Source organism: Mycobacterium sp. P4_H6 (genome assembly GCF_056400845.1).
In genome coordinates this window covers 1-20,958 of sequence record NZ_JBFUKN010000055.1, presented here as the reverse complement: position 1 = coordinate 20,958, position 20,958 = coordinate 1, and the positions used below count along the sequence as shown (strand labels likewise).

The 20,958-nt window shown below is 66.9% G+C and carries 23 protein-coding genes and 1 tRNA gene; 12 read left to right on the top strand and 12 right to left on the bottom strand.

What is annotated here, in order from left to right; translation table 11 throughout:
• From kdpB to AC1DTF_RS21130, 4 genes are read right to left on the bottom strand one after another with little or no spacing between them, the layout of a single operon-like run.
• Window positions 1-2,127 carry a potassium-transporting ATPase subunit KdpB gene (gene kdpB / locus AC1DTF_RS21145; protein WP_477475486.1) on the bottom strand — a complete coding sequence of 709 codons (2,127 nt, stop codon included), beginning with the start codon at window positions 2,125-2,127 and terminating at the stop codon, window positions 1-3.
• Window positions 2,127-3,797 (bottom strand): potassium-transporting ATPase subunit KdpA, encoded by a 1,671-nt coding sequence (kdpA, locus tag AC1DTF_RS21140; RefSeq protein WP_477475485.1) that lies wholly within the window; start codon window positions 3,795-3,797, stop codon window positions 2,127-2,129. The genes kdpB and kdpA overlap by 1 nt, the downstream gene beginning before the upstream one ends.
• Complete coding sequence (locus AC1DTF_RS21135; protein ID WP_149447175.1) at window positions 3,797-3,886, bottom strand: potassium-transporting ATPase subunit F; 90 nt, start codon at window positions 3,884-3,886, stop codon at window positions 3,797-3,799. The genes kdpA and AC1DTF_RS21135 overlap by 1 nt, the downstream gene beginning before the upstream one ends.
• A complete protein-coding gene (locus AC1DTF_RS21130; protein WP_477475484.1) occupies window positions 3,883-3,978 on the bottom strand; it encodes a potassium-transporting ATPase in 96 nt (31 codons plus the stop codon). Before AC1DTF_RS21130 ends, AC1DTF_RS21135 begins: the two co-directional genes overlap by 4 nt.
• 215 nt (window positions 3,979-4,193) lie before the next feature.
• Between AC1DTF_RS21130 and AC1DTF_RS21125 the strand changes: the two genes are divergently transcribed.
• The 3 genes from AC1DTF_RS21125 to AC1DTF_RS21115 all read left to right on the top strand — a co-directional run bounded on the left by AC1DTF_RS21125 (window position 4,194) and on the right by AC1DTF_RS21115 (window position 6,105).
• Complete coding sequence (locus AC1DTF_RS21125) at window positions 4,194-4,874, top strand: hypothetical protein (RefSeq protein ID WP_477475483.1); 681 nt, start codon at window positions 4,194-4,196, stop codon at window positions 4,872-4,874.
• 41 nt (window positions 4,875-4,915) lie between these two features.
• On the top strand, window positions 4,916-5,605 hold the full coding sequence (locus AC1DTF_RS21120; RefSeq protein WP_477475482.1) for a hypothetical protein: 690 nt from the start codon (window positions 4,916-4,918) through the stop codon (window positions 5,603-5,605).
• A 188-nt stretch (window positions 5,606-5,793) separates the two neighbouring features.
• The gene (locus AC1DTF_RS21115) at window positions 5,794-6,105 is read left to right on the top strand and encodes a hypothetical protein (RefSeq protein ID WP_477475481.1); all 312 of its coding nucleotides are present in this window, start codon (window positions 5,794-5,796) and stop codon (window positions 6,103-6,105) included.
• Between the two features lie 108 nt (window positions 6,106-6,213).
• Here AC1DTF_RS21115 and AC1DTF_RS21110 read toward each other — a convergent pair whose 3' ends face one another.
• Window positions 6,214-6,777 (bottom strand): DUF6611 family protein, encoded by a 564-nt coding sequence (locus tag AC1DTF_RS21110; RefSeq protein ID WP_477475480.1) that lies wholly within the window; start codon window positions 6,775-6,777, stop codon window positions 6,214-6,216.
• Between the two features lie 148 nt (window positions 6,778-6,925).
• Between AC1DTF_RS21110 and AC1DTF_RS21105 the strand changes: the two genes are divergently transcribed.
• Together AC1DTF_RS21105 and AC1DTF_RS21100 are read left to right on the top strand one after the other, a co-directional pair.
• Window positions 6,926-8,242, top strand: coding sequence for an HNH endonuclease signature motif containing protein (locus AC1DTF_RS21105; RefSeq protein WP_477475479.1), 1,317 nt, complete (start codon window positions 6,926-6,928; stop codon window positions 8,240-8,242).
• Between the two features lie 85 nt (window positions 8,243-8,327).
• Window positions 8,328-8,401, top strand: a tRNA-Leu gene (locus AC1DTF_RS21100).
• 193 nt (window positions 8,402-8,594) lie between these two features.
• Here AC1DTF_RS21100 and AC1DTF_RS21095 read toward each other — a convergent pair.
• The gene (locus AC1DTF_RS21095; RefSeq protein WP_477475478.1) at window positions 8,595-9,092 is read right to left on the bottom strand and encodes an excalibur calcium-binding domain-containing protein; all 498 of its coding nucleotides are present in this window, start codon (window positions 9,090-9,092) and stop codon (window positions 8,595-8,597) included.
• A 262-nt stretch (window positions 9,093-9,354) separates the two neighbouring features.
• On the opposite strand from AC1DTF_RS21095, the gene AC1DTF_RS21090 reads away from it, so the two are divergent.
• Window positions 9,355-10,284: an NAD(P)/FAD-dependent oxidoreductase gene (locus AC1DTF_RS21090; protein WP_477475477.1), complete on the top strand. Its 930-nt coding sequence runs from the start codon at window positions 9,355-9,357 to the stop codon at window positions 10,282-10,284.
• On the opposite strand, the gene AC1DTF_RS21085 is transcribed toward AC1DTF_RS21090, so the two are convergent.
• The 4 genes from AC1DTF_RS21085 to AC1DTF_RS21070 form a co-directional block, all read right to left on the bottom strand.
• Window positions 10,281-11,165 carry an oxygenase MpaB family protein gene (locus AC1DTF_RS21085; RefSeq protein WP_477475476.1) on the bottom strand — a complete coding sequence of 295 codons (885 nt, stop codon included), beginning with the start codon at window positions 11,163-11,165 and terminating at the stop codon, window positions 10,281-10,283. The genes AC1DTF_RS21090 and AC1DTF_RS21085 overlap by 4 nt on opposite strands.
• 34 nt (window positions 11,166-11,199) lie before the next feature.
• Window positions 11,200-12,081: a universal stress protein gene (locus tag AC1DTF_RS21080; protein WP_477475475.1), complete on the bottom strand. Its 882-nt coding sequence runs from the start codon at window positions 12,079-12,081 to the stop codon at window positions 11,200-11,202.
• A complete protein-coding gene (locus AC1DTF_RS21075; RefSeq protein ID WP_477475474.1) occupies window positions 12,078-13,901 on the bottom strand; it encodes an amino acid permease in 1,824 nt (607 codons plus the stop codon). The genes AC1DTF_RS21080 and AC1DTF_RS21075 overlap by 4 nt, the downstream gene beginning before the upstream one ends.
• Window positions 13,902-14,010: 109 nt before the next feature.
• Complete coding sequence (locus AC1DTF_RS21070) at window positions 14,011-15,471, bottom strand: PE-PPE domain-containing protein (protein ID WP_477475473.1); 1,461 nt, start codon at window positions 15,469-15,471, stop codon at window positions 14,011-14,013.
• 188 nt (window positions 15,472-15,659) lie between these two features.
• Here AC1DTF_RS21070 and AC1DTF_RS21065 point away from each other — a divergent pair, with 188 nt between their 5' ends.
• The 5 genes from AC1DTF_RS21065 to AC1DTF_RS21045 all read left to right on the top strand — a co-directional run bounded on the left by AC1DTF_RS21065 (window position 15,660) and on the right by AC1DTF_RS21045 (window position 17,866).
• Window positions 15,660-15,914, top strand: coding sequence for a hypothetical protein (locus AC1DTF_RS21065; RefSeq protein WP_156409243.1), 255 nt, complete (start codon window positions 15,660-15,662; stop codon window positions 15,912-15,914).
• A 42-nt stretch (window positions 15,915-15,956) separates the two neighbouring features.
• Entirely contained in the window at window positions 15,957-16,208 is a 252-nt protein-coding gene (locus AC1DTF_RS21060; protein ID WP_477475472.1) for a hypothetical protein, read from the top strand.
• 158 nt (window positions 16,209-16,366) lie between these two features.
• Entirely contained in the window at window positions 16,367-16,684 is a 318-nt protein-coding gene (locus tag AC1DTF_RS21055) for a hypothetical protein (RefSeq protein WP_057168213.1), read from the top strand.
• Between the two features lie 49 nt (window positions 16,685-16,733).
• Window positions 16,734-17,486: a hypothetical protein gene (locus AC1DTF_RS21050; protein WP_477475471.1), complete on the top strand. Its 753-nt coding sequence runs from the start codon at window positions 16,734-16,736 to the stop codon at window positions 17,484-17,486.
• Complete coding sequence (locus AC1DTF_RS21045; protein WP_156409241.1) at window positions 17,483-17,866, top strand: hypothetical protein; 384 nt, start codon at window positions 17,483-17,485, stop codon at window positions 17,864-17,866. The genes AC1DTF_RS21050 and AC1DTF_RS21045 overlap by 4 nt, the downstream gene beginning before the upstream one ends.
• Window position 17,867: 1 nt before the next feature.
• On the opposite strand, the gene AC1DTF_RS21040 is transcribed toward AC1DTF_RS21045, so the two are convergent.
• Together AC1DTF_RS21040 and AC1DTF_RS21035 are read right to left on the bottom strand one after the other, a co-directional pair.
• Complete coding sequence (locus tag AC1DTF_RS21040) at window positions 17,868-19,331, bottom strand: cytosine permease (protein WP_477475470.1); 1,464 nt, start codon at window positions 19,329-19,331, stop codon at window positions 17,868-17,870.
• A complete protein-coding gene (locus AC1DTF_RS21035; protein ID WP_477475469.1) occupies window positions 19,331-19,495 on the bottom strand; it encodes a hypothetical protein in 165 nt (54 codons plus the stop codon). The genes AC1DTF_RS21040 and AC1DTF_RS21035 overlap by 1 nt, the downstream gene beginning before the upstream one ends.
• 129 nt (window positions 19,496-19,624) lie before the next feature.
• Here AC1DTF_RS21035 and AC1DTF_RS21030 point away from each other — a divergent pair.
• Window positions 19,625-20,958 (top strand): flavin monoamine oxidase family protein (locus tag AC1DTF_RS21030; RefSeq protein ID WP_477475468.1); only part of this gene is annotated, 1,334 nt, incomplete at its 3' end.

Below are 20,958 nucleotides of genomic sequence, written 5' to 3'. Positions count from 1 at the left end.
TCACATTCCCGGGAAGAGTTGGACGATCAGGTCGATCAGTTTGATGCCGATGAACGGCGCGATGATCCCGCCAAGCCCGTAGACGTACAGGTTGCGGGACAACAACTTCGATGCACTGCTGGGGGTGTAACGGACACCCTTGAGGGCCAACGGGATCAACACCACGATGACGATCGCGTTGAAGATCACCGCGGACAGGATCGCCGACTGCGGGCTGTGCAGCCGCATGACGTTCAGCAGGTCCAGGCCCGGGAACAGGGCGACGAACAATGCCGGGATGATGGCGAAGTACTTCGCGATGTCGTTGGCGATCGAGAACGTGGTCAGCGCGCCGCGGGTGATCAGCAGTTGCTTGCCGATCTCCACGATCTCGATCAGCTTGGTGGGGTCGGAATCCAGATCCACCATGTTGCCGGCCTCTTTGGCCGCCGACGTCCCGGTGTTCATGGCCACCCCGACATCGGCCTGCGCCAGTGCGGGTGCGTCGTTGGTGCCGTCGCCGGTCATCGCGACGAGCTTGCCGCCGGCCTGCTCCTTCTTGATGAGCGCCATCTTGTCCTCGGGGGTGGCCTCGGCCAGGAAGTCGTCCACACCGGCCTCGTCGGCGATCGCCTTGGCGGTCATCGGGTTGTCGCCGGTGATCATCACGGTGCGAATCCCCATGCGGCGCATCTCGTCGAAGCGTTCCCGCATGCCCTGCTTGACCACGTCCTTGAGGTGGATGACGCCCAGCACGGCGGCGGTGCCGTCGCGCACCTCACCGACGGCCAGCGGGGTGCCGCCCGCCGCGGAAATGGACTCGACGATATCGCCGAGTTCTGCTGGCACGGTGCCGCCCTCGGCGCGGATCCACTCGGCCACCGAGCCGGATGCGCCCTTGCGCAGTTTGTGTCCGGTGATGTCGACACCGGACATCCTTGTGGTGGCGCTGAATTCGACCCAGTAGGCGTGGTCGAGCTCACCGGGGGTGCGGGCGCGCAATCCGAACTCCTGTTTGGCGAACACCACGATGGATCGGCCCTCGGGAGTCTCGTCGGCCAGGCTGGACAGCTGGGCGGCGTCGGCCAGCGCTTCGGGGGTGACGCCGGACAGCGGCACGAACGCCGCTGCCTGCCGGTTGCCCAGGGTGATGGTGCCGGTCTTGTCGAGCAGCAGGGTGTTCACGTCGCCGGCGGCCTCGACCGCGCGCCCGGACATGGCCAGCACGTTGCGCTGTACCAGCCGGTCCATACCCGCGATACCGATCGCGGAGAGCAGCGCGCCGATGGTGGTCGGGATCAGGCAGACCAGCAGGGCGACCATCACGATGCCGGTGATGCCGTCGCCGGTGAGCGACAACGAATCCGGGACGCCGGGGTTGTTGGCCTTGGAGAAAATGGCCAGCGGTTGCAGCGTCGCGACCGCGAAGACGAAGATGATGCTCAGCGAGGCCAGCAGGATGTTCAGCGCGATCTCGTTGGGTGTCTTCTGCCGGTTGGCGCCCTCGACGAGGCCGATCATCCGGTCGATGAAGCTCTCTCCGGGTTTCTGGGTGATCTTCACGACGATGCGGTCGCTGAGCACGGTGGTGCCGCCGGTGACCGCGGACCGGTCTCCGCCGGATTCGCGTACCACGGGGGCGGACTCGCCGGTGATGGCCGATTCGTCCACCGAGGCAATACCTTCCACCACATCGCCGTCGCCGGGGATGGTCTGTCCGGCCTCCACGATCACCCTGTCGCCCTGCTGCAGCAGCGGTGCGGCGACCTGCTCTTCACCGCCGGAGTCGGTGAGTCGCCGCGCCAGGGTGTCGGTCTTCGCCTTGCGCAGGCTGTCGGCCTGGGCCTTGCCGCGGCCCTCGGCGACCGCTTCGGCCAGGTTGGCAAAAACGACGGTCAGCCAGAGCCATCCGACGATCAGCCAGGCGAACCAGCTGGGCTCGGTCAGCGCCAGTACGGTGCTCCAGGCCGCGCCGATCTCGACGATGAACATGACCGGGTTGCGCCACAGCGTGCGTGGGTTGAGCTTGCGCAGCGCGTCGGGCAACGACTTCCACAGCATCTTCGGGTCCAGCAGACCGCCTTGGACGGTGTTTCTGGTGGTCTTGGTGTGCGGGCTTGCCGGTGAATCGACAGTGGCAGTGGACATCAGTGAATTCCTTCAGCGAGGGGCCCGAGCGCGAGCATGGGCAGGAAGGTCAGGGCGACCAGGATCAACGTGACTCCGACGACCAGCCCGACGAACTGTGGGCGGTGGGTGGGCAGCGTCCCGGCCGAATCGGGTGTCCGGGCCTGAGCGGCAAAGGATCCGGCCAAGGCCAGCACCAGGATGATGGGCAGGAATCGCCCGAACACCATGGCCAGGCCGAGAGCGGTGTTGTACCACTCGGTGTTGACGGACAGTCCGGCGAAGGCCGAACCGTTGTTGTTGGATGCCGAGGTGAAGGCGTACAGCACCTCCGAGAGCCCGTGCGGCCCGGTGTTCAGCATGCCCGCCTGTTGGCCCGGTGTGGCCATCGCCAGTGCGGTGCCGGTGAGCACCAGCAGCGGGGTGATCAGGAAATACGTTGCCGCGAACTTGATCTCACGCGGGGTGATCTTCTTGCCCAGGTACTCCGGGGTGCGCCCGACCATCAGGCCGGCGACGAACACCGTGATGATCGCCAGGATCAGCATGCCGTACAGCCCGGATCCAACGCCGCCGGGCGCGACCTCACCGAGCTGCATGTTGAACATCGTGACCAACCCGCCCAGGCTGGTGTACGAGTCGTGGAACGAGTCCACCGCACCGGTGGAGGTCAGCGTCGTCGTCGCGGCGAACACCGCGGAGTTCGCGACGCCGAAGCGCTGTTCGACGCCTTCCATGGCCGAGCCCACCGCGGTCGGCACCGTGCCGTGTGCCTGCAGCTGGAACAGCATCAGCAGGCTGACGCTCAGGGTGGCGATGGTTCCCATGGCCGCGACGATCGCGTAACCCTGCTTCTTACTGCCGACCATCCGCCCGAAGGTGCGCGGGAGCGCGAACGGGATCAGGCAGATCAGCAGGATCTCCAGCCAGTTGGTCCAGGTGGTCGGATTCTCGTACGGGTGCGCGGAGTTGGCGTTGTAGAAGCCGCCGCCGTTGGTGCCGAGTTCCTTGATGGCCTCCTGGCTGGCCACCGGGCCACCCGGGATGGTCTGCTGTGCACCGGCAATGGTGTCGATGACCGTGTCGTGCAGGGCGAAGTTCTGGATGGCGCCGCCGGCGATGAGGGCGAGCGCGCCGATCACCGACAGCGGCAGCAGGATCCGCAGGCTGCCGCGCACCAGATCCACCCAGAAGTTGCCGAGGTCACCGGTGCTGCGCCGGACCAGGCCCCGCACGAAAGCGATGGCCACCGCCATGCCGACGGCCGCGGACACGAAGTTCTGCACCGTCAGTCCGGCCATCTGCACCAGGTGCCCCTGCGTGGATTCGCCGGAGTAGGCCTGCCAGTTGGTGTTGGTCACGAAGCTGACGGCCGTGTTCCAGGCCAGCGCCGGTGTCATCTCGGTGCCGGGGTCGTTCAGGTGCAGCGGCAAGGTGCCCTGCAGGAGTTGGAGAATGAACAGGAACACGATGCTGACGGCGGAGAAGGCGAGCACGCTGCGGGCGTAGGCGCCCCAGGTCTGCTCGGCCGTGGGGTCGGCACCGATCAGGCGGTAGACGCCTCGTTCCACCCGAGAATGTTTGTCGCCGTTGTAGACCCGGTACATGTAGTCGCCGAGTGGTGCGTGCGTCACCGCCAGGGCGAGCACCAGTGCTGCGAGAAAGACGATTCCCGCGGTTGTCGTACTCACTAGAACCTCTCGGGGAAGAGCAGGGCGGCGACCAGGAACAGGGCAATGGCGATCGCCAGCACCAGGCCGATGGCATTGGCGTAGTTCACAGCCGTTCGACCAATCGCTGCACCAGGCCGAGCAGGGCGAAAATCGCCACCGTCAGCACGAGGTAGATGACGGTGGACAGGGCAGTTGTCACGATGGAATCAGCACTCCTGCGCTCGTTGACGCAGCCTCCGGAAGTGGGGGCTGCGGACGCCAACGTATGCCCGCGGATCGGGGTTTGACCTGGGCGTTGACGGTTCCTTTACGCGGGCGGCGGGCATCTTTACGGTGTCCATGCACCGGCGGTGTCTGTGCGGGGTATGCGCAACTGCACAGGGACTGCGCAGCAGGTGCGCGTAGACCGGTTTGATGACAGATATCGACATGCCCGCGACGCCGCAGCGGCACCGCCTGCCCGTGTCGATGCGGGCCATCAGGCGGCTGCTACCCCTGGCCGGATGTGGGTTGCCCGCCGCAGTGCTCAGCGATCCGTCGGTGGCGGCGTGGGTGCGGGCACACGGTGTGACGGTGTACGCCGGCGACGGTGACGAACTCGACCTGACGGGACAGTGCGGAGTGCGCCCCGCGCAGGTGGTGCTGCGCTGCGGCGGGACCGCTGAGCCCATCGTGGGTGCGCTGGATCGGGGTGTGAACCGGTTCGTGGTGTCGTGCGAACAGCACATCGACGTCCTGATGGCATGCGCACATCACGACACCTATGTACACGTCGACGGCGAATGCCCCGCTGTGCCGGGGCAGGGCTGTCTGGCCGTGATCGGATTGCACTGCGATGTCCAGGCTTCCGGGCCGCTGGACTGGGGTGCGGCCGCCGAGCGGCTGCTGGGCCGGATCGCAGAATTGCGCGCCGACGGATCGGCGCTGACCCGGATCAGCCTGACCGGCGGTCCGATGGCGGTCTGGATGGAGGGCGACAAGGCCGAGTTGAAGGCGATCGCGGCCGCGGTCGACGACGCCATCGACGAGGGTTGTGCGCGATGGCGGCTACCCCGGCCGTCGGTGACCTTCGCGCCGTCGGTGCCGGGGCGTTAGAGTTTGCGATAGCAAATACTCTCTGACGCGGAGGTGATCCGGTGCGACTGCACCAGGTGGCTGGGTACCTGGCGGTGGCGGTGGTGCTGTTCACCGGCTGCGCAAGCGAGCGTCAACTCGAAGGGTCGCCGGTCAGTGCCGCGAGCACCGGCGAGCCGGTGGATCCCGAGGTCGATATCGACGCTGTGCGCTCCACCTTCGAAAGCTATCGCGCCGAAGTGGCCGCCGAGAACGGAGCGGTGGTCCCGGCGCTGGTCAGTCCGTCCACCGTCGCGCACTACGACGAGGTGGTGCGGCTGGCGCGCACCGCCGGACCGGCGGAGATCTCGGCACTGGGGATGATGGACCGCCTGATGATCGCCCGGCTGCGGGTGCAGGAGCCGCCCGACTTCGCGGCCATGGACGGCGCCGGTCTGCTGGTGTACGGCGTGGACGAGGGGATGATCGACGCCGCCGCACTGGAAGGCAACACCCTCGGGGAGGTGCGCGTCGAGGGGGACCGTGCCTATGCGCAGATGCTGGTGGACGGTGAACCCACCGGGGTGGACTGGGAGTTCGTCCGTGACGGGTCGGATTGGACAYTCGACCTGGCCGCGGGATTCCCGCTGATCAACGAGGCGCTGACCCAGGTGGCGGACGAGAACGGGATGACCGAGGACGAGTTCATTTTCGCGGCAGTCGAAATGGTGACCGGTACGCCCGTCGACGTCTCGGTGTACGAAGCGCCGTGAGGTAGCGCCCGGTCGTGGTTGGGTCCGCGTCGTCTCGGGTACCTCATGGGGCGTGACCCAATTCGTGCCCTGGCCCTGGTCTGCAGCCTCGACCACCGCGGCCGCCGCGCGTAACGCGGTGCATCTCGCGCGGGCGCTCAAGCAGTCCCCATACCCGGCCTACAAGTAGCACGACAGGAAAGACTGATATGCCCGATCATTCCGGCGACCCCGTCGACCACGCCCGCACCACTCGTCAGCACGCTGGCGAGACGATGAAAGCGGGCAAGAATTCACCCGGATTGATAGCCGTCGGTCTCGGGGTACTGGCGCTCGTCATCGGTCTGTTCTCGTTCGCCAACAGCTCGGTGACCGCAGGCATTATCGGTGTGGTGGTAGCGGCTGTGTTGATGGCTGGAGGTTTGGCCTGGCTGGCCCGAACTCACCGTAAGGTGGCCGAGCAGCAACGAGATTGGGCTCGCGAGCACCCCGAGGTCCATTATGAGCCGCCGACGAGCTGAGCGCATTTCCGTCGCGCTCACGGCGGAACTGTCGCTGGATGGCGCAGCGGACGGCGAACAGGGCGGCGGCCGGTGCACCGAGCAGGATGAGGGCGGCCAGCAGGTCGATCATCTGATGACTCCGTAGCGTCCGACAGACGGCATGACGGTCTCGCGTTCGAGTTGGTCATAAGCCCGCCACCACATGGCTTCGTGATCGCTGGGGGACAGCTCCCCGTCACGGAGCTGGCTGTCGGCGTCGGTCATGGCGGTGCCGATGCTCTCAATCAGGCGTGCACGGACCAGTACGGTGATGTCCGAATTCGGGTACGGCAGCGTCACTTCCGCGGAGTGCACCTGCTTGCGGAGGGTTTTTGCCCGAGCGAACGAGGTAGCTMCGGCGGACAACGCCGCGGCTGTGGCGATCGCGGCGGCAGTGCCCGGGTCGGTGAGCCCGGACAGGGCGGCGGCCGCGGCCAACCACAGCAACGCACCCCATTCCGGAAAGCCGCGCCATATCCGCACCCGGCGGCGCTCCTCGACGCTCACACCGGGTGGGTAGATCACGATCCGGTATGAGGTGGCGCCCCAGCGTTGTGGGCGGACGGACATTGAGCCCCAAGCAGTATCGCCATCGAGGGCTCGGTGCCACAGCCGTCGCAGCACACTGTCGCCTTCAGAGGTGTGGGTCATCGTTCCACGGTGCGCCGCGATCGGGTGGACTGGGCCGCTCCCTACACAATCTTGACGGTTCCGGCCGCTTTTCTGACGTCTTCCGTCGGTCCTGAAGTTGTCGCGACTGTGGCCAGAACTTGTCGGACCTCTCTTCTAGAATCGTGATATGCCGCCTCCCACAACCCCTTACGCCGAACACGTACCTCCGGTGTGGCGTATCGAGGTGTTGTTCGAGGAGATGGGTGAGCTGATCGGGCAGCGCAATGCTCTCGATGGTCGGTTGGTGGAGATCATCGCCGAGATCGACGGCAGGGGCGCCGGCGACGGCAACAGTTTGTGGGGTGCCACGGGGTGTCGTTCCCTGGAAGCGTTGGTGGCCTGGAAAACCGGCGTCTCTCCGCGCAACGCCGAGACTATGGTCGCCATCGCGCATCGCATCGATGAACTTGAACGCTGCGTCGCGGGGTTGCAGGAAGGCCGGGTGTCGCTCGATCAGCTCGGGGTGATCGCCGAACATGGCGGCCAGGGCTGCGATGAGCACTATGCCGAGCTGGTGCAGTACGCCACGGTGAATCAGTTGCGCACCGCGGTCAAACAGGAACCACGCCCCGAACCCGAGGTCAAACCGGAACCCAAACGCTCCTTCAGCCGCATCGAGCAGGACGATTACACCACCTACCGGATCCGGCTCCCCAAGCTCGAGGCCGCGAAGTTCGACGCTGCCCACCAGTCCCATCGGGATGCGTTGGTCGCGGACTGGAAACGCGACCACGACACGGCCGACAGCATCGATCCCGAGGACGGCAGTAAACGCCAGTACGACGCCGAGAGCCGGGTGTCCGAGCAGGCGCCTCCGTTCCCGGACGGGGTCGATGCGTTCATGAGCCTCATCGAGGCCGGCTGGGACACCGCAGTGGAGCGGCGCCCGCACGGCCAGCACACCACCGTGGTCGTGCACGTCGATGTCGAGAAACCCGTCGCCGCCCTGCATTTGGGACCGACATTAACCGCGGATGATCGCCGCTACCTCACCTGTGATGCCACGTGTGAGGTGTGGTTCGAGCGCCACGGCCGGCCCATCGGGGTGGGCCGTGCCACCCGCACCATCAGCCGCCGGCTTCGCCGCGCCCTGGAACACCGCGACCACACCTGCGTCGTCCCCGGTTGCGGAGCCACCCGCGGCCTGCACGCCCATCACCTCGTGCACTGGGAGAACGGCGGGGCCACCGAGCTGTCCAACCTGGTCCTGCTCTGTCCGTTCCACCACCGGATGCATCACCGCGGCGGCATCACCCTCATCGGGCCCGCCGAGACACTACGAGTCACCGACAGCGAGGGTGAACCACTCACCCACGGATCACTGGCCCGACCACCCACCAAGCCGCCACCGGATGTGCCACCGTGCACAGGTCCGACCGGGGAACGCGCGCAGTGGTGGTGGTACACACCATATGAACCACCGCCACCAGCGCCGCCGAACTAGCTTCATGGCGCCGCGCCGTGCCGCGGTATCGGACGGCTGGCGCGGGCGCCTCGATGGCGGGCAACTAGTCTCTGATTCCGGAGCAGCCCCCATAGCCCAATTGGCAGAGGCAGCGGACTTAAAATCCGCACAGTGTCGGTTCGAGTCCGACTGGGGGCACCGGAACCGCTGGCAATAGCGCTGTTTGCGTGCTCTGCGGAGATGGCGAATCGCGAGGCACGCCGCATCAGCACCCCGCGTGAGTACGGGCTATGGGCGCTCTACCAGGTCTTTTCAGATGAGTGCATTTCAGCCAGTGCTCGGAATCTTTCCGGCATTTGCCTACCCGACGATGTCTGCCAGTGGCCGGCGATCACTCGCAGGCCACACCGTCGCTGTCGCGGTCCAAGGCGCTTCGATAACCGGGTTGGCCCGCGTATAGGGGCGCCGCCCCGGCGCTGCGGGCGGCACTGCAGTTCGAGAAGTACAAGGCCGAGGGTGCGGGCGCGTATATCGGCAGGGGAGCCTGAACCACGGGTGGCGGCGCTGCTGCGATGGGTGCCGCCGCCGGTGCGCCACCTGAGCAGTAGCTCGCGACGGCAGCGTCGGCAAAGAACTGGCTCTGCGCGATCGTCCAGTTGGCTGGGCCGCCGATCTCGACCACGACAGATTCGACAGTCCGTCCTGCAGCCAACTGGTCACACACCGTATGGCCGAGCTCGATCGCATTCCCGGTTGTCGAGTACGGGACCGGATAGCCGTCGATGCTGGAGATGAAAGCCTCGTCCACTGTGTTTGCCGATGCAAAGCCAGCTGTTGCTACCGCGACGCTCACGGCGGCGACCGACCATGCCAATTGATTGCCGAACATCAAACCCCCAAGGACTGTCCACCTGACTGAGTAACACTACGACACAAACTGACGGATGCGATAATTTTTCGAAATACTCTCAAGGGTGGTGTTGAGCGGTCAGGTCGCGATCTCCTCAGCGAATTGGTATCCGTGCGTATCGCATTGACTCGCATGGTGTTTGGCGCCGAGAACGGTCTAAGGGCACTGCCTGCAGGCACTTGATCATCTGAACAATCACGCTGGTGGCCCCTTTCTGCCCGCCCCCGCTACCCTCGCGGGCATGGCATCACCACGCGTAGCGGTCATCGGGGCGGGTCTGTCCGGCGCGGCATGTGCGCAGGCGTTGCGAGAGCGCGGCATCTCGGTCGAGATGTTCGAGCGTGGCCGTGCCCCGGGTGGCCGCATGGCATCACCCACCCTGCACGGACGGCGCGTCGACATGGGTGCCGCATACTTCACCGCCAAGGACCCGGACTTCTCCGCCATCGCCGACGGATGGGTCTCCCGCGGACTCGCGCGCCCCTGGACGGACACGTTCGACGTGATCTCCGCGAGTGGGCACGACGTCACCGCAGGACCGATCCGCTTCGCGGCGCCGGCCGGGTTGCGGTCACTGGTGCGCGATCTACTACCCGAAGACGTCGTCCGCTTGGCGTCGACAGTTGATTCCCTGGATGATTTCAGCCACGACGCCGTGGCGCTGGCGATGCCCGACCCGCAGGCCGCGCGCCTGGCGCCCGACGCGTGCGAGTGGGTGGACTACGAACCGGTCATCTCCGTGGCGATCGGCTGGGCCGAGCGCATCTGGTCGTTCGCCGACGCCGTATTCGTCAACGACCACCCGGACCTATCCTTCGTCGCCGACGACGGAGCCCGACGCGGGGACGGCGCGGCAGTGCTCGTCGCGCACACCACGGCGGCGCGGGCGCGGATGCACCTGGACCACCCGGATGACGCTGTGGCGCCCGTGCTTTCGGCACTGCGTCGCGTCACGGGCATGACCGAAGAACCGGCGTGGACACACGCGCACCGCTGGACCTTCGCCAAGCCCGCAGGCATCCATGGGGACGCCGAGTTCGGCTTGGTGACTTCGGGCCGGCCGCTGGGGATCTGCGGGGACGCATGGTGCCCGTCGGGCGCACCGAGGGTGGAATCGGCATGGTTGTCCGGCCGGCGGCTCGGCGCTGCTCTTGCGGCCGCGCTGATCTAGGAAGTCGTCGCGCGCTCGTCGTCGTGAGCGGCCGCCAGCACCCACCGAATGCCGCCGACCATCACCCGCCCGGACATCCTCGCCACGGTGGCGTCGAGCGATGGAAAGTACGGCAACCACAGCGGCTTTCGCGCCCATTGCGGCAGCGTCGCCACGGACGTGGCGGCCAGCGCACCGTAGGGAGCGCGGGCCGGCAGGGGCAACGGCGGCGTCAACAACAAGAAGCGGGCGGCGTCGCGTGCCGCGGCCGTGCTACGCAGCTCCGGTCTGTACGCCTCGATGCGCTCCCGTAGCTCGAGCTCGGTGCGGGGCGGGTGCTGCACACCGAGCGCTTCGGCGACGCGGGCGGTATCGGCCACGTATTCGTCACGGCCGGTCTGGTCCAGAGGTTGCGCGCCGTAGAGCTGATGTGCCGTCAGGAAGCTGTCGATCTCGGCGATGTGCACCCATTCGAGCAGGTGCGGATCCGACGCGTCGTACGGTGTTCCGTCGGACGCCACCCCGTTGACGCGGCGGTGGATGCCTCGCACCTTGTCGACGGCGCGCTGCGCGTCGGCCGCTGGTCCGAACGTCGTCACAGCGAGGAATGTGCTGGTGCGTTGGAGGCGCCCCCACGGATCGCCCCGGTAGTCGGAGTGCTCCGCCACCCCGGCCATCGCCAGCGGATGCAGCGACTGCAGGAGCAGTGCCCGCAACCCGCCGACGAACATCGAGGCGTCGCCATGAACACGGCGGATCGGGCGGTCCTCGGCGAACCACCGCGGTCCCGGCGTCCCGTGGATACGGGCCCGGTTGTCCGGTCCTTCGGGGCCGGCGACCAACCCGAACAGCGCGCGCCCCAGGCCGTTCCTGATCGCACCCAGTTCCCGTGCAAACACCATGACTACGACGGTACGTGCCGGCGGAACGGTTCTGTCAGTGCGCCGTCCGACGCGGCATGATCAGCGTGGGCACCGGCGCGTGCCGGAGGATCTTCGCCGCGGCCGAGCCCAGGAACACCTGCGCCACCGGGCCGGCCGCACCCGATCCGAGCACCAGGATGTCGCCCGCGCCCCACTCGATGGCCTCCACCGCATCACGCCACGTGGCCCCGGCCCCGATCACCACGTCGACATCGCCGAGACCCGACCGCACCGTCTCCAACTGGGCGGCGATGCCCTCCTGGGTGCTTCGTGCCCACTGCTTGACCACGAGGTCCTCGGCCCCCGCTTCGATGGAACCGCTGAACATGGTCACCGGCCGCACGGTGAAGGACGCGATCCGCAGCCGCGCCGACCACCGCTCGGCGAGCTCCGCGCTGGTCGCGACCAATCCCACATTGTCTGCCCGTCCGCCGTAGGCCACGGTCAGGCGTTCGATGCGTCCCGGCTGGGCGGGATATCCCCGCGGCGCGATAGCCACCGGAACGGCCGCGGTGTGGACCAGCCGATCGGTGACGCTGCCCAGCGCAATCCTCCCGAGYGCGCCGGCCGACGACGAGCCGACGACGACGAGGTCGGCGCTCACCTCAGCCGCGAGTTCCACCAGGCCGGCGGGCACCGAAGACGCCCGGTGCACGATCTGCTGCACATCGAGGTCATCGGGAAGCTGCTTGACCATTGCCTGCAGCGACTGGTGTGCTTGTTTGCCCACATGGTTGAGGTACTCCACCTCGAACATCTCCGGCTTGCGCGGCGACGGACTCTCGACGATTGCCGCCGCGACTATGCGCTCTCCGGTGGCCTGCGCAATCTGGGCCGCCAAGTGCAGCGGTGCCGGTCCGTGGCCGCTGGCACTGAACGCCGCGATGATCGTCATTGTGGAACCTGCCCGGCCACAACGGACTTCGCGACGACGTGGGTCACCGGAACCTTGAACTGGGCGCGGGCGCGGTCCACCACGTCGAAGCGCTGCCAGACCGAGAATTCCGGCGGCAGCGTCGCGATCACGATCTGGTCGGGGTGGAACTGTGCCACGGCGTGCTCCAGCGCGCGCAGCGGTCGCTCGTCGCCCAATTCTCCTTGCGCCTGCAGGCTTTGGCTCTGCAACGAAGACAGTGTGGTGTCGAGTCTGGCTTGCGCTGCCTCCCTTGTGGCTTCGGTGACGTCACGCGGCCCGTGGGTCGCCGCGGCTCCGGTGTCGACGGGACTGACCGGTACCACCACCATGTACTCGGCGTCCCGGTCCGCGCCGATACGACCCAGTTCCCCGAGCAGTTCGTCGGAGTCGACGGTCTGATTGGCCAGCACAAGCACGCGGTGCGGCGGGCCGGTGGACACCTCGGCGGGTGCGGACGGACGCTTTTTCACGAACCACTTGTTCGCCGCGAAGAGCACGATGACCACCGCCCAGGACAGCAGGCTGAGCACCAATTGGGACCGCAGGGCGGTATCGACGAACATCTGCACCAGGATCGCGACGATCCCCAGTGCGGTGAGAATGGAAAGTACTGGGAACAGCCACATCTTGACCTTGAGCTCGGAGTCCGGGGTGCGGTAACGCAGCACGATCTGCGAGATGGTGATCAACAGGTAGACGAACAGGATGATCGCGCCGCTGGAGTTGAGCAGGAACGCGAAAATGGTGTCGGGGGAGACGGCCGCGGCGATGACGCACAGGAATCCGATGATCGAGGACGCCAGGATCGCATTGGCCGGGACTCCGCGTCGGGTGACCTTCACCAGTGCCGGTGGCGCCTCCCGGCGCGCGGCGAGCACGAAGAGCATCCGGGACGCGGTGTAGAGGCCCGAGTTCAGACAGCTCAGAACGGCGGTCAGCACGACGGCGTTCATCACGTGGTCGGCGTAGGGGATGCCCATCTCGGTGAACGCCGCGACGAACGGAGACGCGGCCACGTTCTCGTCGTTCCACGGCACGATGGTCACGAGCACGAACACCGCGCCCACGTAGAACACCAGGATGCGCAGGATCACCGAGTTGGCAGCCTTGGCCACCGCCCGTTCCGGATCCGCAGACTCCGCCGCCGCGATCGTCGCGATCTCCGCACCGACCATGGAGAAGATGACGGTCACGATGCYGACCGTGATCACGCCGAAGCCCAACGGCATGAATCCGCCGTGACTCGTCAGGTTGGAGAAGTCGGCGGATTTGTCCGGCCACAACCCGAAGATGAACGCCAGGCCGAGCCCGATGAACGCGATGATCGCGGCCACCTTGATGCCGGCGAACCAGAACTCGAACTCCCCGTAGGACGCCACCGAGAACAGGTTGGTCGCCGTCATCAACACCATGAAGATCAGTGCGGACAACCACAGCGGGACGTCCATCCAGTACTGGATGATCTTGGCGCCCGCGATTGCCTCGAACCCGACGACGATGACCCAGAAGTACCAGTACAGCCACCCGACCGAGAACCCGGCCCAATGCCCCAACGCGTTGCGTGCGTAGTCCGCGAAGGACCCGGTGGACGGATTCGCCACGGCCATCTCGGCCAGCATCCTCATCACCATGATGATCAGCACCCCGGCCATCCCGTAGGTGATGAAGACGCCTGGCCCGGTATCGCCGATCACCACACCGGATCCGACGAACAGCCCGGCGCCGATGACACCGCCGATCGCGATCATCGTCAGCTGACGCTGACTGAGCGCCTTCTTGAGAGTGGGTGCTTCGCTCATGTGAACCTCCGACGCCGTCAGGGTGAAGCCAACCGGGCTTGAGTACCCAGGAGTGATCCAAATCACGCACCGGTTTCGCGGGGTGGCTCCTGATCGGGCGCCGGCGGCGCTACTCGTCGCCCTGCTGAGCCGAGTCCTGCGGGGCCGGGTCGCTGTCGGAACCTGCGGCATCGGCATCGGTATCGATGTCGGCGTCGTTGTCGGTAGCCGAGTCGCTGTCGTCGTCTGAAAGGCCGAGACCCGGCACATCGTCGGGCTGGTCGTCCTCGTTGTCCGACGTCTCTTGATCGAAGGGGTCGCTGCCGCCGAGCTTCCCGTGGCGGCCCCTGGGCGCCGAATCGATGCCCGGTGTCTGGTTGCTCTGCCGGGCCGCCAGCCCGGTGGCCGCCGGAATGCGCGCGGCACGGTGCTCATCTTCGGCCGCCGGTCCGGGTGTCGGCGAACCCGCGGGTCCGGCACTCGGCGCGGCGGCGTTCATCAGCGGTTCCTGGGTCTCCTGCTCCTGCGTGGCACCTCGTTGCCGCGCAGCCAGGTTGGTGACCATATTGCGAAACCCGAGACCGAGTGCGGCGCCGATATCGCGCGCGACCTTGAGCGGGTTCACTTTGGGAAACGCACCGAACGACTGCTGCTGGTCGGGCGAAACGGTGCGGTCGTACCCGAGTTCGACGATCACCCGCAGCACCGGCTCGAGCAGATCGGCCAAGGGCGTCAGCAACGCGCTGGTGCCGGTGGTGTAGCCGACACCGCGGAGCGCCTGCGCCAGGGGCAGCACCTTGGTGGGAATGGTGATGTACGTGGTGTCGCCCACGATGACCCGATTCTTCAGGTTGTCGATCTCGGCGCGCAGCTCCTCTTCGGTGTAGCCGTTCGGGTTCACCTTGTCGTCGTACGCGCCGTGCACGGCCAGACCGGCGAAGACATTGAGCACCGCCAGCAGATTGCCCGGGTATCGCGGAAAGTCGGCGGCGATGTCGTACTGGAAGGAGATGTCGGTGGTGGCTATCCCGGTGTTGCTGACCGGTGTGCCCGTCGGCTTGTATTCGAAGATCGGCACGACAGCCGGGAAGAAGCGCTGCATGAACCCGCCGTTGGGCCGGTTCGGGTTCCCGATCACGACGAAGTGCAGTCGGTCGGTATCGATGTCCGGGTCCGCGGCCAGTGCCCGCTTCACCTCGATGGCGACCGTTGCGCTCTGTGAGTTACCGAAAACGATGATCTGTTCATCGGTCTGGTCCAGCACCGTGCGCACGGCGGTGTCGAGCAGACCGGTGCCGACCGCCACCGAGGGGCCGAACGCCATGCCCGAGGTGAAGAGCGGGGAGGCCTCGTTGGGAATGTAGGTGGGCAGCCGATTGCAGGCGTCGATCGTGCAGTCCGACACGGCGTCGAGGTAACGACGGGCCGTGGAGTCCATGTATCCGTTCACCCGGTCCGGGTACGGCTGAGACGTTCCGCCCATCATCAATGCCGTCACGGCCCCTGCGCCCGCGGGTCCGGCGAGTGCCGTCGTTCCCAGCACCAGCGAGATGGCCAGGGTCAGGACGCCCAGTCGGCTGAAACGCGCCACGATGTTCTCCTCGGTCGGCGAAGCCCGTCGCTGATGTCGAGGACCGGCAGAGCCCGTCGACAGTCGGATTGTGCGGGTAGCCGGCCGCAGAGGGGTGAGTATTCGCCTACTTGCTTTGGGGTGCACGCTGAGAGAGCTCTTCGGCGTCCGTTGGCGCCCGCAGGCCCGCGGGTGCGACGATGACCCCGATGGCCGAGAACGACACAGACGAATCCGCGAACATCGCGCAGGCCCGGCTGCTGCTCGGGGCGCTGTGGGAACAGGTCGAAGACACCTCGCGCAAGATCGAGGACGAAGAGGCCCGGGTCGCTCGCAGGCCCGTCGGATCGCCGGCCCGCCCCCACCGCGTCAACACCGCGCAATTGCGCAAGGAGCTCTACCAGCTGCACGGCATGATCGACGGGATCAACCGCAGATTCCCGCAGATCGCCACGGGCGTGTAACCATTGCCGTCGGGAGGCCCGGGCGCAAGAGGGGGATCGACTGTGCGGACGTTTCCGGCGGCTCTGGTGGGTTCGCTGATCCTGTTGTCCACGGCCGGCTGCGCCGAGGAGAACTTCACCCGTGGCGTGGAAGCCCGATGGTGTGAACTGGTCGGCACCGACTGTGCGCCGCCACCGCCGTTGCAGCCGCCCTTACTCAACCAGCCGGATGACGGCTACCGCCCGGCCGGCCCCGTTTATGTGATCCCGCCGACCTACCCGGCCTCACCCGCGCCGGGTGTAGACGGTCGATAGTACTCAATAGGACTGTGGCCGAACGTATTTCGTTCCGTTATCGAATGCACAGCGGGCGCCTAACGTCACCACAGTGGCGACCCAATCGGCGGCCATAGCGTCTTTCTCGTGTGGCGGTGAGGTGCCGCGTGAACACACACGAATGAATGGAGTCGCCCATGTTGCTCACTCGTCGGACCGCCGCCCCGATCCTCGCCGGCGGTATCGCCCTGGCGGGTCTGCTCGGCGTGGGCCTCGGCACTGCGAGCGCCGATCCCGGCCGTCCCTGCGGGCAGCCGAACGCGCAGGCCTGCGCTCCCGCACCGCAGAACAACAACAACGCGCCGCAGAACAACAACTGGCAGGGACGCAATATCGACCAGGCCCGCAACGACCACCAGCCGTTCATGCACAACGGTCAGCGGGTGGAACCGATGCGCGCGGGCAATGGCGACGGCTGGGGATTCTGGTTCCTCGGCCAGTGGATTCGTCTCTGAGACGGCGCGCCACGGGCTGATCGAGCGCCCGTCGGGGGATGATACGGGTGTGGTTGCTGATGCAAATGTGATCAATGTGAACTCGTCCGCCGAGGCTGCCAACCCGCAGCCCGGTGCCCCGACCGCTGCTGAGGCCGCGGCTCCTGCTCCCGAGCAGCCCGCGGCGCAGCAGCGCGCGTGGTCGATGCCGAAGGCTCCGATGAGCCGCAAACAGGTCGACGACTTCGGGCGCACCGTCGCCACGGCAACGGCCACGACCGCATCGGCGGTCGGCAAGGCGGTCGCCGGTGTCGCACGATTCTCCGCGCACCTCGTCGCCCGGATCTGGCGCGCCATCGAAGCGGTACCGGCTGCCCTCCAGGTGCTGGCCGTCGTCGCCATCGGCATGCTGCTCGGCGTCGTGGGCTCCATCGCCGCGACCGGCACGCTGGGCTTGATGTGCAGCGTCGTCGTGGTTCCGGTCTGCTCGATCGCCCTCGGCGCGCTCGGGCACCGCTGGTTCAACAGGAGTCCTGCCGAGCCGGCGGCTACCGAGTCCGACCTGTCCCGCTCGGTCGTCTACGTCGACAAGAAGCTGACGCTGGCGCTCAACTCGTTGGGATCCGAACGGCATCAGCAGGCGGTCATCGCGCTCTTCCAGGCGAAGACGGCCGTCGAACTCGCGTTGGGCACCGAACAGGACGAAGCCGACCGTGACAACGCGCCCGTCCAGGTCGACGCGTACCGCCTGCGACCCCGCATCCAGGCCGGGTCGGCCGCCAAAATGGCCATGTCAGAGAGCAATTCCCTGGCGGCTTCGTGAATGCGCAGCCGATCACCGGCAAGGTCGCGCTGATCGAGGACGACTACACGCTCGTCATCAACCGCGGGGCAGAGTGCGGCCTCGCGGTCGGCATGATCTTCGCGGTGCAGTCCGGCACCGGCCAGGTGATCACCGATCCCGAATCCGGCAGGGAACTCGGCAGACTCAGCCATGAGAAGCTGCGGGTCCGGGTGTTCGACGTGCAACCGTTGTTCGCCCGCGCCCACACCTTCGTCGACACCGGCGATTTCCACGGCCTGCTGGAGCTGCCCTTCTTCGAGCAGCCCCAGGAGGACGTCGTGACCGTGGATGTCGGGGACAGCGTTGAGCTCGTGGCCGGGTATCAGAACACGGGCCGGGATACCGGCACCGGCGGCTGACCTATCGAGCGGTGTTGTGCCGCAGGGGATATCCACCGATGCCGAGGCGCTGCACCACGAGCCGGGTCAGCGTGTAGTGCATGATGCCGGCGACGACGAACGCCGGTATCGACGCGGTGGTGTAGCGGAACAGCGCGCTGGGTTCATAGGTGACCGGATTGAGCAGCAGTGAATACGTGACCGCACCCGCTGCGACCGCGGCGAAGGCCACGTAGTTGACTCCCTTCCAGTACCCGTAGGCCGACTGGTCGGCGGGCAGGAACAGGTCGCGCACGCTGAGCTGACGGTGCCGCAGGATGAAGTAGTCGACGATCTGCACCGCACACAGCGGGGCCAGCACGATCGCACCCCAGGACAGGAAGCGTCCGTAGTTCTCGTACACCGCGGTCGGGAAGAACACCAGGATCGCGGCCGGGCCGAGGATCGCGGCGACCAGCCACGGCCAGGCCGCGGCGCGGAACAGCCGCCCGCCACCGCCTTTGAGCGCCACCATCGAGGCGTAGCCCTGGGACAGGATCGCGGTGATGTTCGCAAAGCACACGATGACCAGCGCCACCATGCCGATGACGACACCGGCCAGCGGGATGAACCACTGCGTGGGTTCCTCGATCTGCAGTGACAGCGCGGCGATCGAGCCGACCACGGCCGCCACCACCGAGGCGCCGAAGACACCGACCCAGTTCGGCCAGAACGCCGCGCGTGAACTCCGGGTGAGGCGGGCGAGGTTGCCCAGGTTGGGCCACCACGCGAAACCGCCGGCGATGCTGAGCTCCACGGCGAGCACGAAGCTCAGATGGTTGTCCTCGCTGACGCCACCCAAGGGGGCCAAGGCCATGAGTTCCGACCAGGTGTTGTCGGTGAAGACGATGATGATGATGCCGACCAGGACGGCCATCAGCATGGGCGCCAGTATGCGGCAGACGGTTTCGACCGAGACAGGTCCGCGGACCAGGATGAGCGCCGAGACCGCGATGGCGACCAGCGCCAGCAGGCTTGCCGCTGCACCTGTCTGGGACAGTTCGATGCCGAACAACTGATTGACGACGATGACGATGCCGTGGCCGAACATGATGGCCAGCACGGCCGACCAGGCCGCGGCGAGCACGGTGGACACCGCCACCATCACCACCCGGGCGCCGATCTCGCCGAAGGTGCTGCGCAGCCCGACGAACTGCTCGATGCCGTACTTCACCGACGGCATGCACGGCGCCAGCGCCACCGCCAGCACGCTGAGGCCGTACCCGATGACGATGGTGGCGATGGCCTGGGCCAGCCCCACGTAGTAGGCGACGGCGGCGCCTTGCAGGAAGGCCCAGGTGGCGATCGCGAGGCCCACATTGACCGACGAGTGCTGCCAGAAACCCCAGATCCGTTCGCGGGGGAGCAGCGGCAGATCGGTGAGGGTGGGGTCCGGTTCGGTGGCGGTGTTGCTTGCCGGCAGTCCCCGGCGTGCGGTCTCGGTCATCAGTACGCCCACCACATCAGTGCGGCGATCGACACGGCCAGGATGATGACCGCCAACAGAAAATCGCGAAGGGGCAGGTCAGCCAGCGTGGTATCCGTCTGGTCTCCGGTATCGATCAGGGTCAGCCGCTCCTGGAGCTGTTGATCCAGCGGGGTAGTTTGCACAGCGACTCATTTCTGATTGGCGGGCCAGTTTAGAAAGAGTGTGTGGCGGCCGCCACTACTTGTCAACCGCTTGGCGCACATCACGAAAATACTTGACTGGTGAGCCAGTTAATAATTAAGCTCGCCGCCATGACCCCGAGTTCTCCCCCCAGTTCGCCTGCCGGCCCGCTGCCCGCCGCGGCGACCGTGGCCGTCATCGGGGCCGGCTACGCCGGGCTCTCGGCCGCACTGGACCTGCACGATGCCGGTATCGACGTCGTCGTGCTGGAAGGCTCCGACCGTGTCGGCGGGCGGACGCTCTCCGAGCGCCTCGACGACGGGCTGGTACTCGACCACGGCGGTCAGTGGGTGGGGCCGACCCAGACCCGATTGCTGGCGACCGCCGAGCGGTTCGGGTGCGCCACATTCCCGACCTACAACGCCGGCGATCACCTGGAGCTGTGGACCGACGGTGTCTGCCGGCCGTTCCGGGGAGCCGGACCCGTCGACGCCCCCGGCGTCGCCGAGTACGTCGCCGCCACCGAGGCCATCGACGCGCTGGCGGCCACCATCGATCTCGAGAATCCCACTGCGACACCGGAGATCTCGGAATGGGACAGCCAGACCGTGCAGTCCTATCTGGACCACGCGGTGCCCGATGGCGACGCCCGCATCCGGTTGGCGCTGGCCGTCCAGGGCGTGTGGACCGTCGAACCCCGCGATATCTCGTTGTTCCACTTCCTGTTCTACATCGCGTCCGCCGGTGGCTTCGACCAGCTGATGGAGACCGAGGGGTGCGCTCAGGAGCGCCGCTTCACCGCGGGCGCCCAGTCGGTGGCCGCGGCCATCGCCGCGCACCTCGGAGATGCCGTGCACCTCGACGCCGAGGTCCGGCACATCCACACCCTCGACGACGGGACGGTGCAGCTCGACACCGCGCGCGGTCAGGTCCGCGCGCAGCGCATCGTGGTCGCGACCTCACCCGGCGCCTCGGTGCGCATCCCGTTCACCCCGCCGCTGCCGCAAGCCCGCAACCGCTGGATGGAACGCAGCCCGATGGGCGATGTCGCCAAGATCCACACCGTCTATTCCACGCCGTTCTGGCGCGAGGCCGGGTACTCGGGTGAGGCCACCGTGTACGGAAACCATTCCGTGGGAGTCGTTTTCGACAACTCGCCGGAGGACRGGCACTGCGGGGTGCTGGTGTCCTTCGTCTATGCCGACCGCCAGCATCGATGGTCGCAGCTGTCGCAGGACGACCGCCGTGACGACGTGCTCGCGACGCTCACGGCACTGTTCGGTGCCGCCGCGGCTGCACCGTCGCTGTACACCGAGAAGAACTGGCCGCAGGACGCCTGGGCGCGCGGTGGCTACGCCGCCAATCCGGCGCCGGGGGTCTGGTCCGAGCACGGCGAGACGGGCTGGCGCACCGCCTGCGGGCCCATCCACTGGGCCGGCTCGGAGACCTCGAGCGTGTGGAACGG

What these genes read in the sequence shown, in the direction of transcription:
- kdpB (WP_477475486.1), bottom strand. Translation starts at nt 2,127, where the DNA reads ATGTCCACTGCCACTGTCGATTCACCGGCAAGCCCGCACACCAAGACC.
- AC1DTF_RS21125 (WP_477475483.1), top strand. Translation starts at nt 4,194, where the DNA reads ATGACAGATATCGACATGCCCGCGACGCCGCAGCGGCACCGCCTGCCC.
- AC1DTF_RS21115 (WP_477475481.1), top strand. Translation starts at nt 5,794, where the DNA reads ATGCCCGATCATTCCGGCGACCCCGTCGACCACGCCCGCACCACTCGT.
- AC1DTF_RS21105 (WP_477475479.1), top strand. Translation starts at nt 6,926, where the DNA reads ATGCCGCCTCCCACAACCCCTTACGCCGAACACGTACCTCCGGTGTGG.
- AC1DTF_RS21095 (WP_477475478.1), bottom strand. Translation starts at nt 9,092, where the DNA reads ATGTTCGGCAATCAATTGGCATGGTCGGTCGCCGCCGTGAGCGTCGCG.
- AC1DTF_RS21090 (WP_477475477.1), top strand. Translation starts at nt 9,355, where the DNA reads ATGGCATCACCACGCGTAGCGGTCATCGGGGCGGGTCTGTCCGGCGCG.
- AC1DTF_RS21085 (WP_477475476.1), bottom strand. Translation starts at nt 11,165, where the DNA reads ATGGTGTTTGCACGGGAACTGGGTGCGATCAGGAACGGCCTGGGGCGC.
- AC1DTF_RS21065 (WP_156409243.1), top strand. Translation starts at nt 15,660, where the DNA reads ATGGCCGAGAACGACACAGACGAATCCGCGAACATCGCGCAGGCCCGG.
- AC1DTF_RS21055 (WP_057168213.1), top strand. Translation starts at nt 16,367, where the DNA reads ATGTTGCTCACTCGTCGGACCGCCGCCCCGATCCTCGCCGGCGGTATC.
- AC1DTF_RS21040 (WP_477475470.1), bottom strand. Translation starts at nt 19,331, where the DNA reads ATGACCGAGACCGCACGCCGGGGACTGCCGGCAAGCAACACCGCCACC.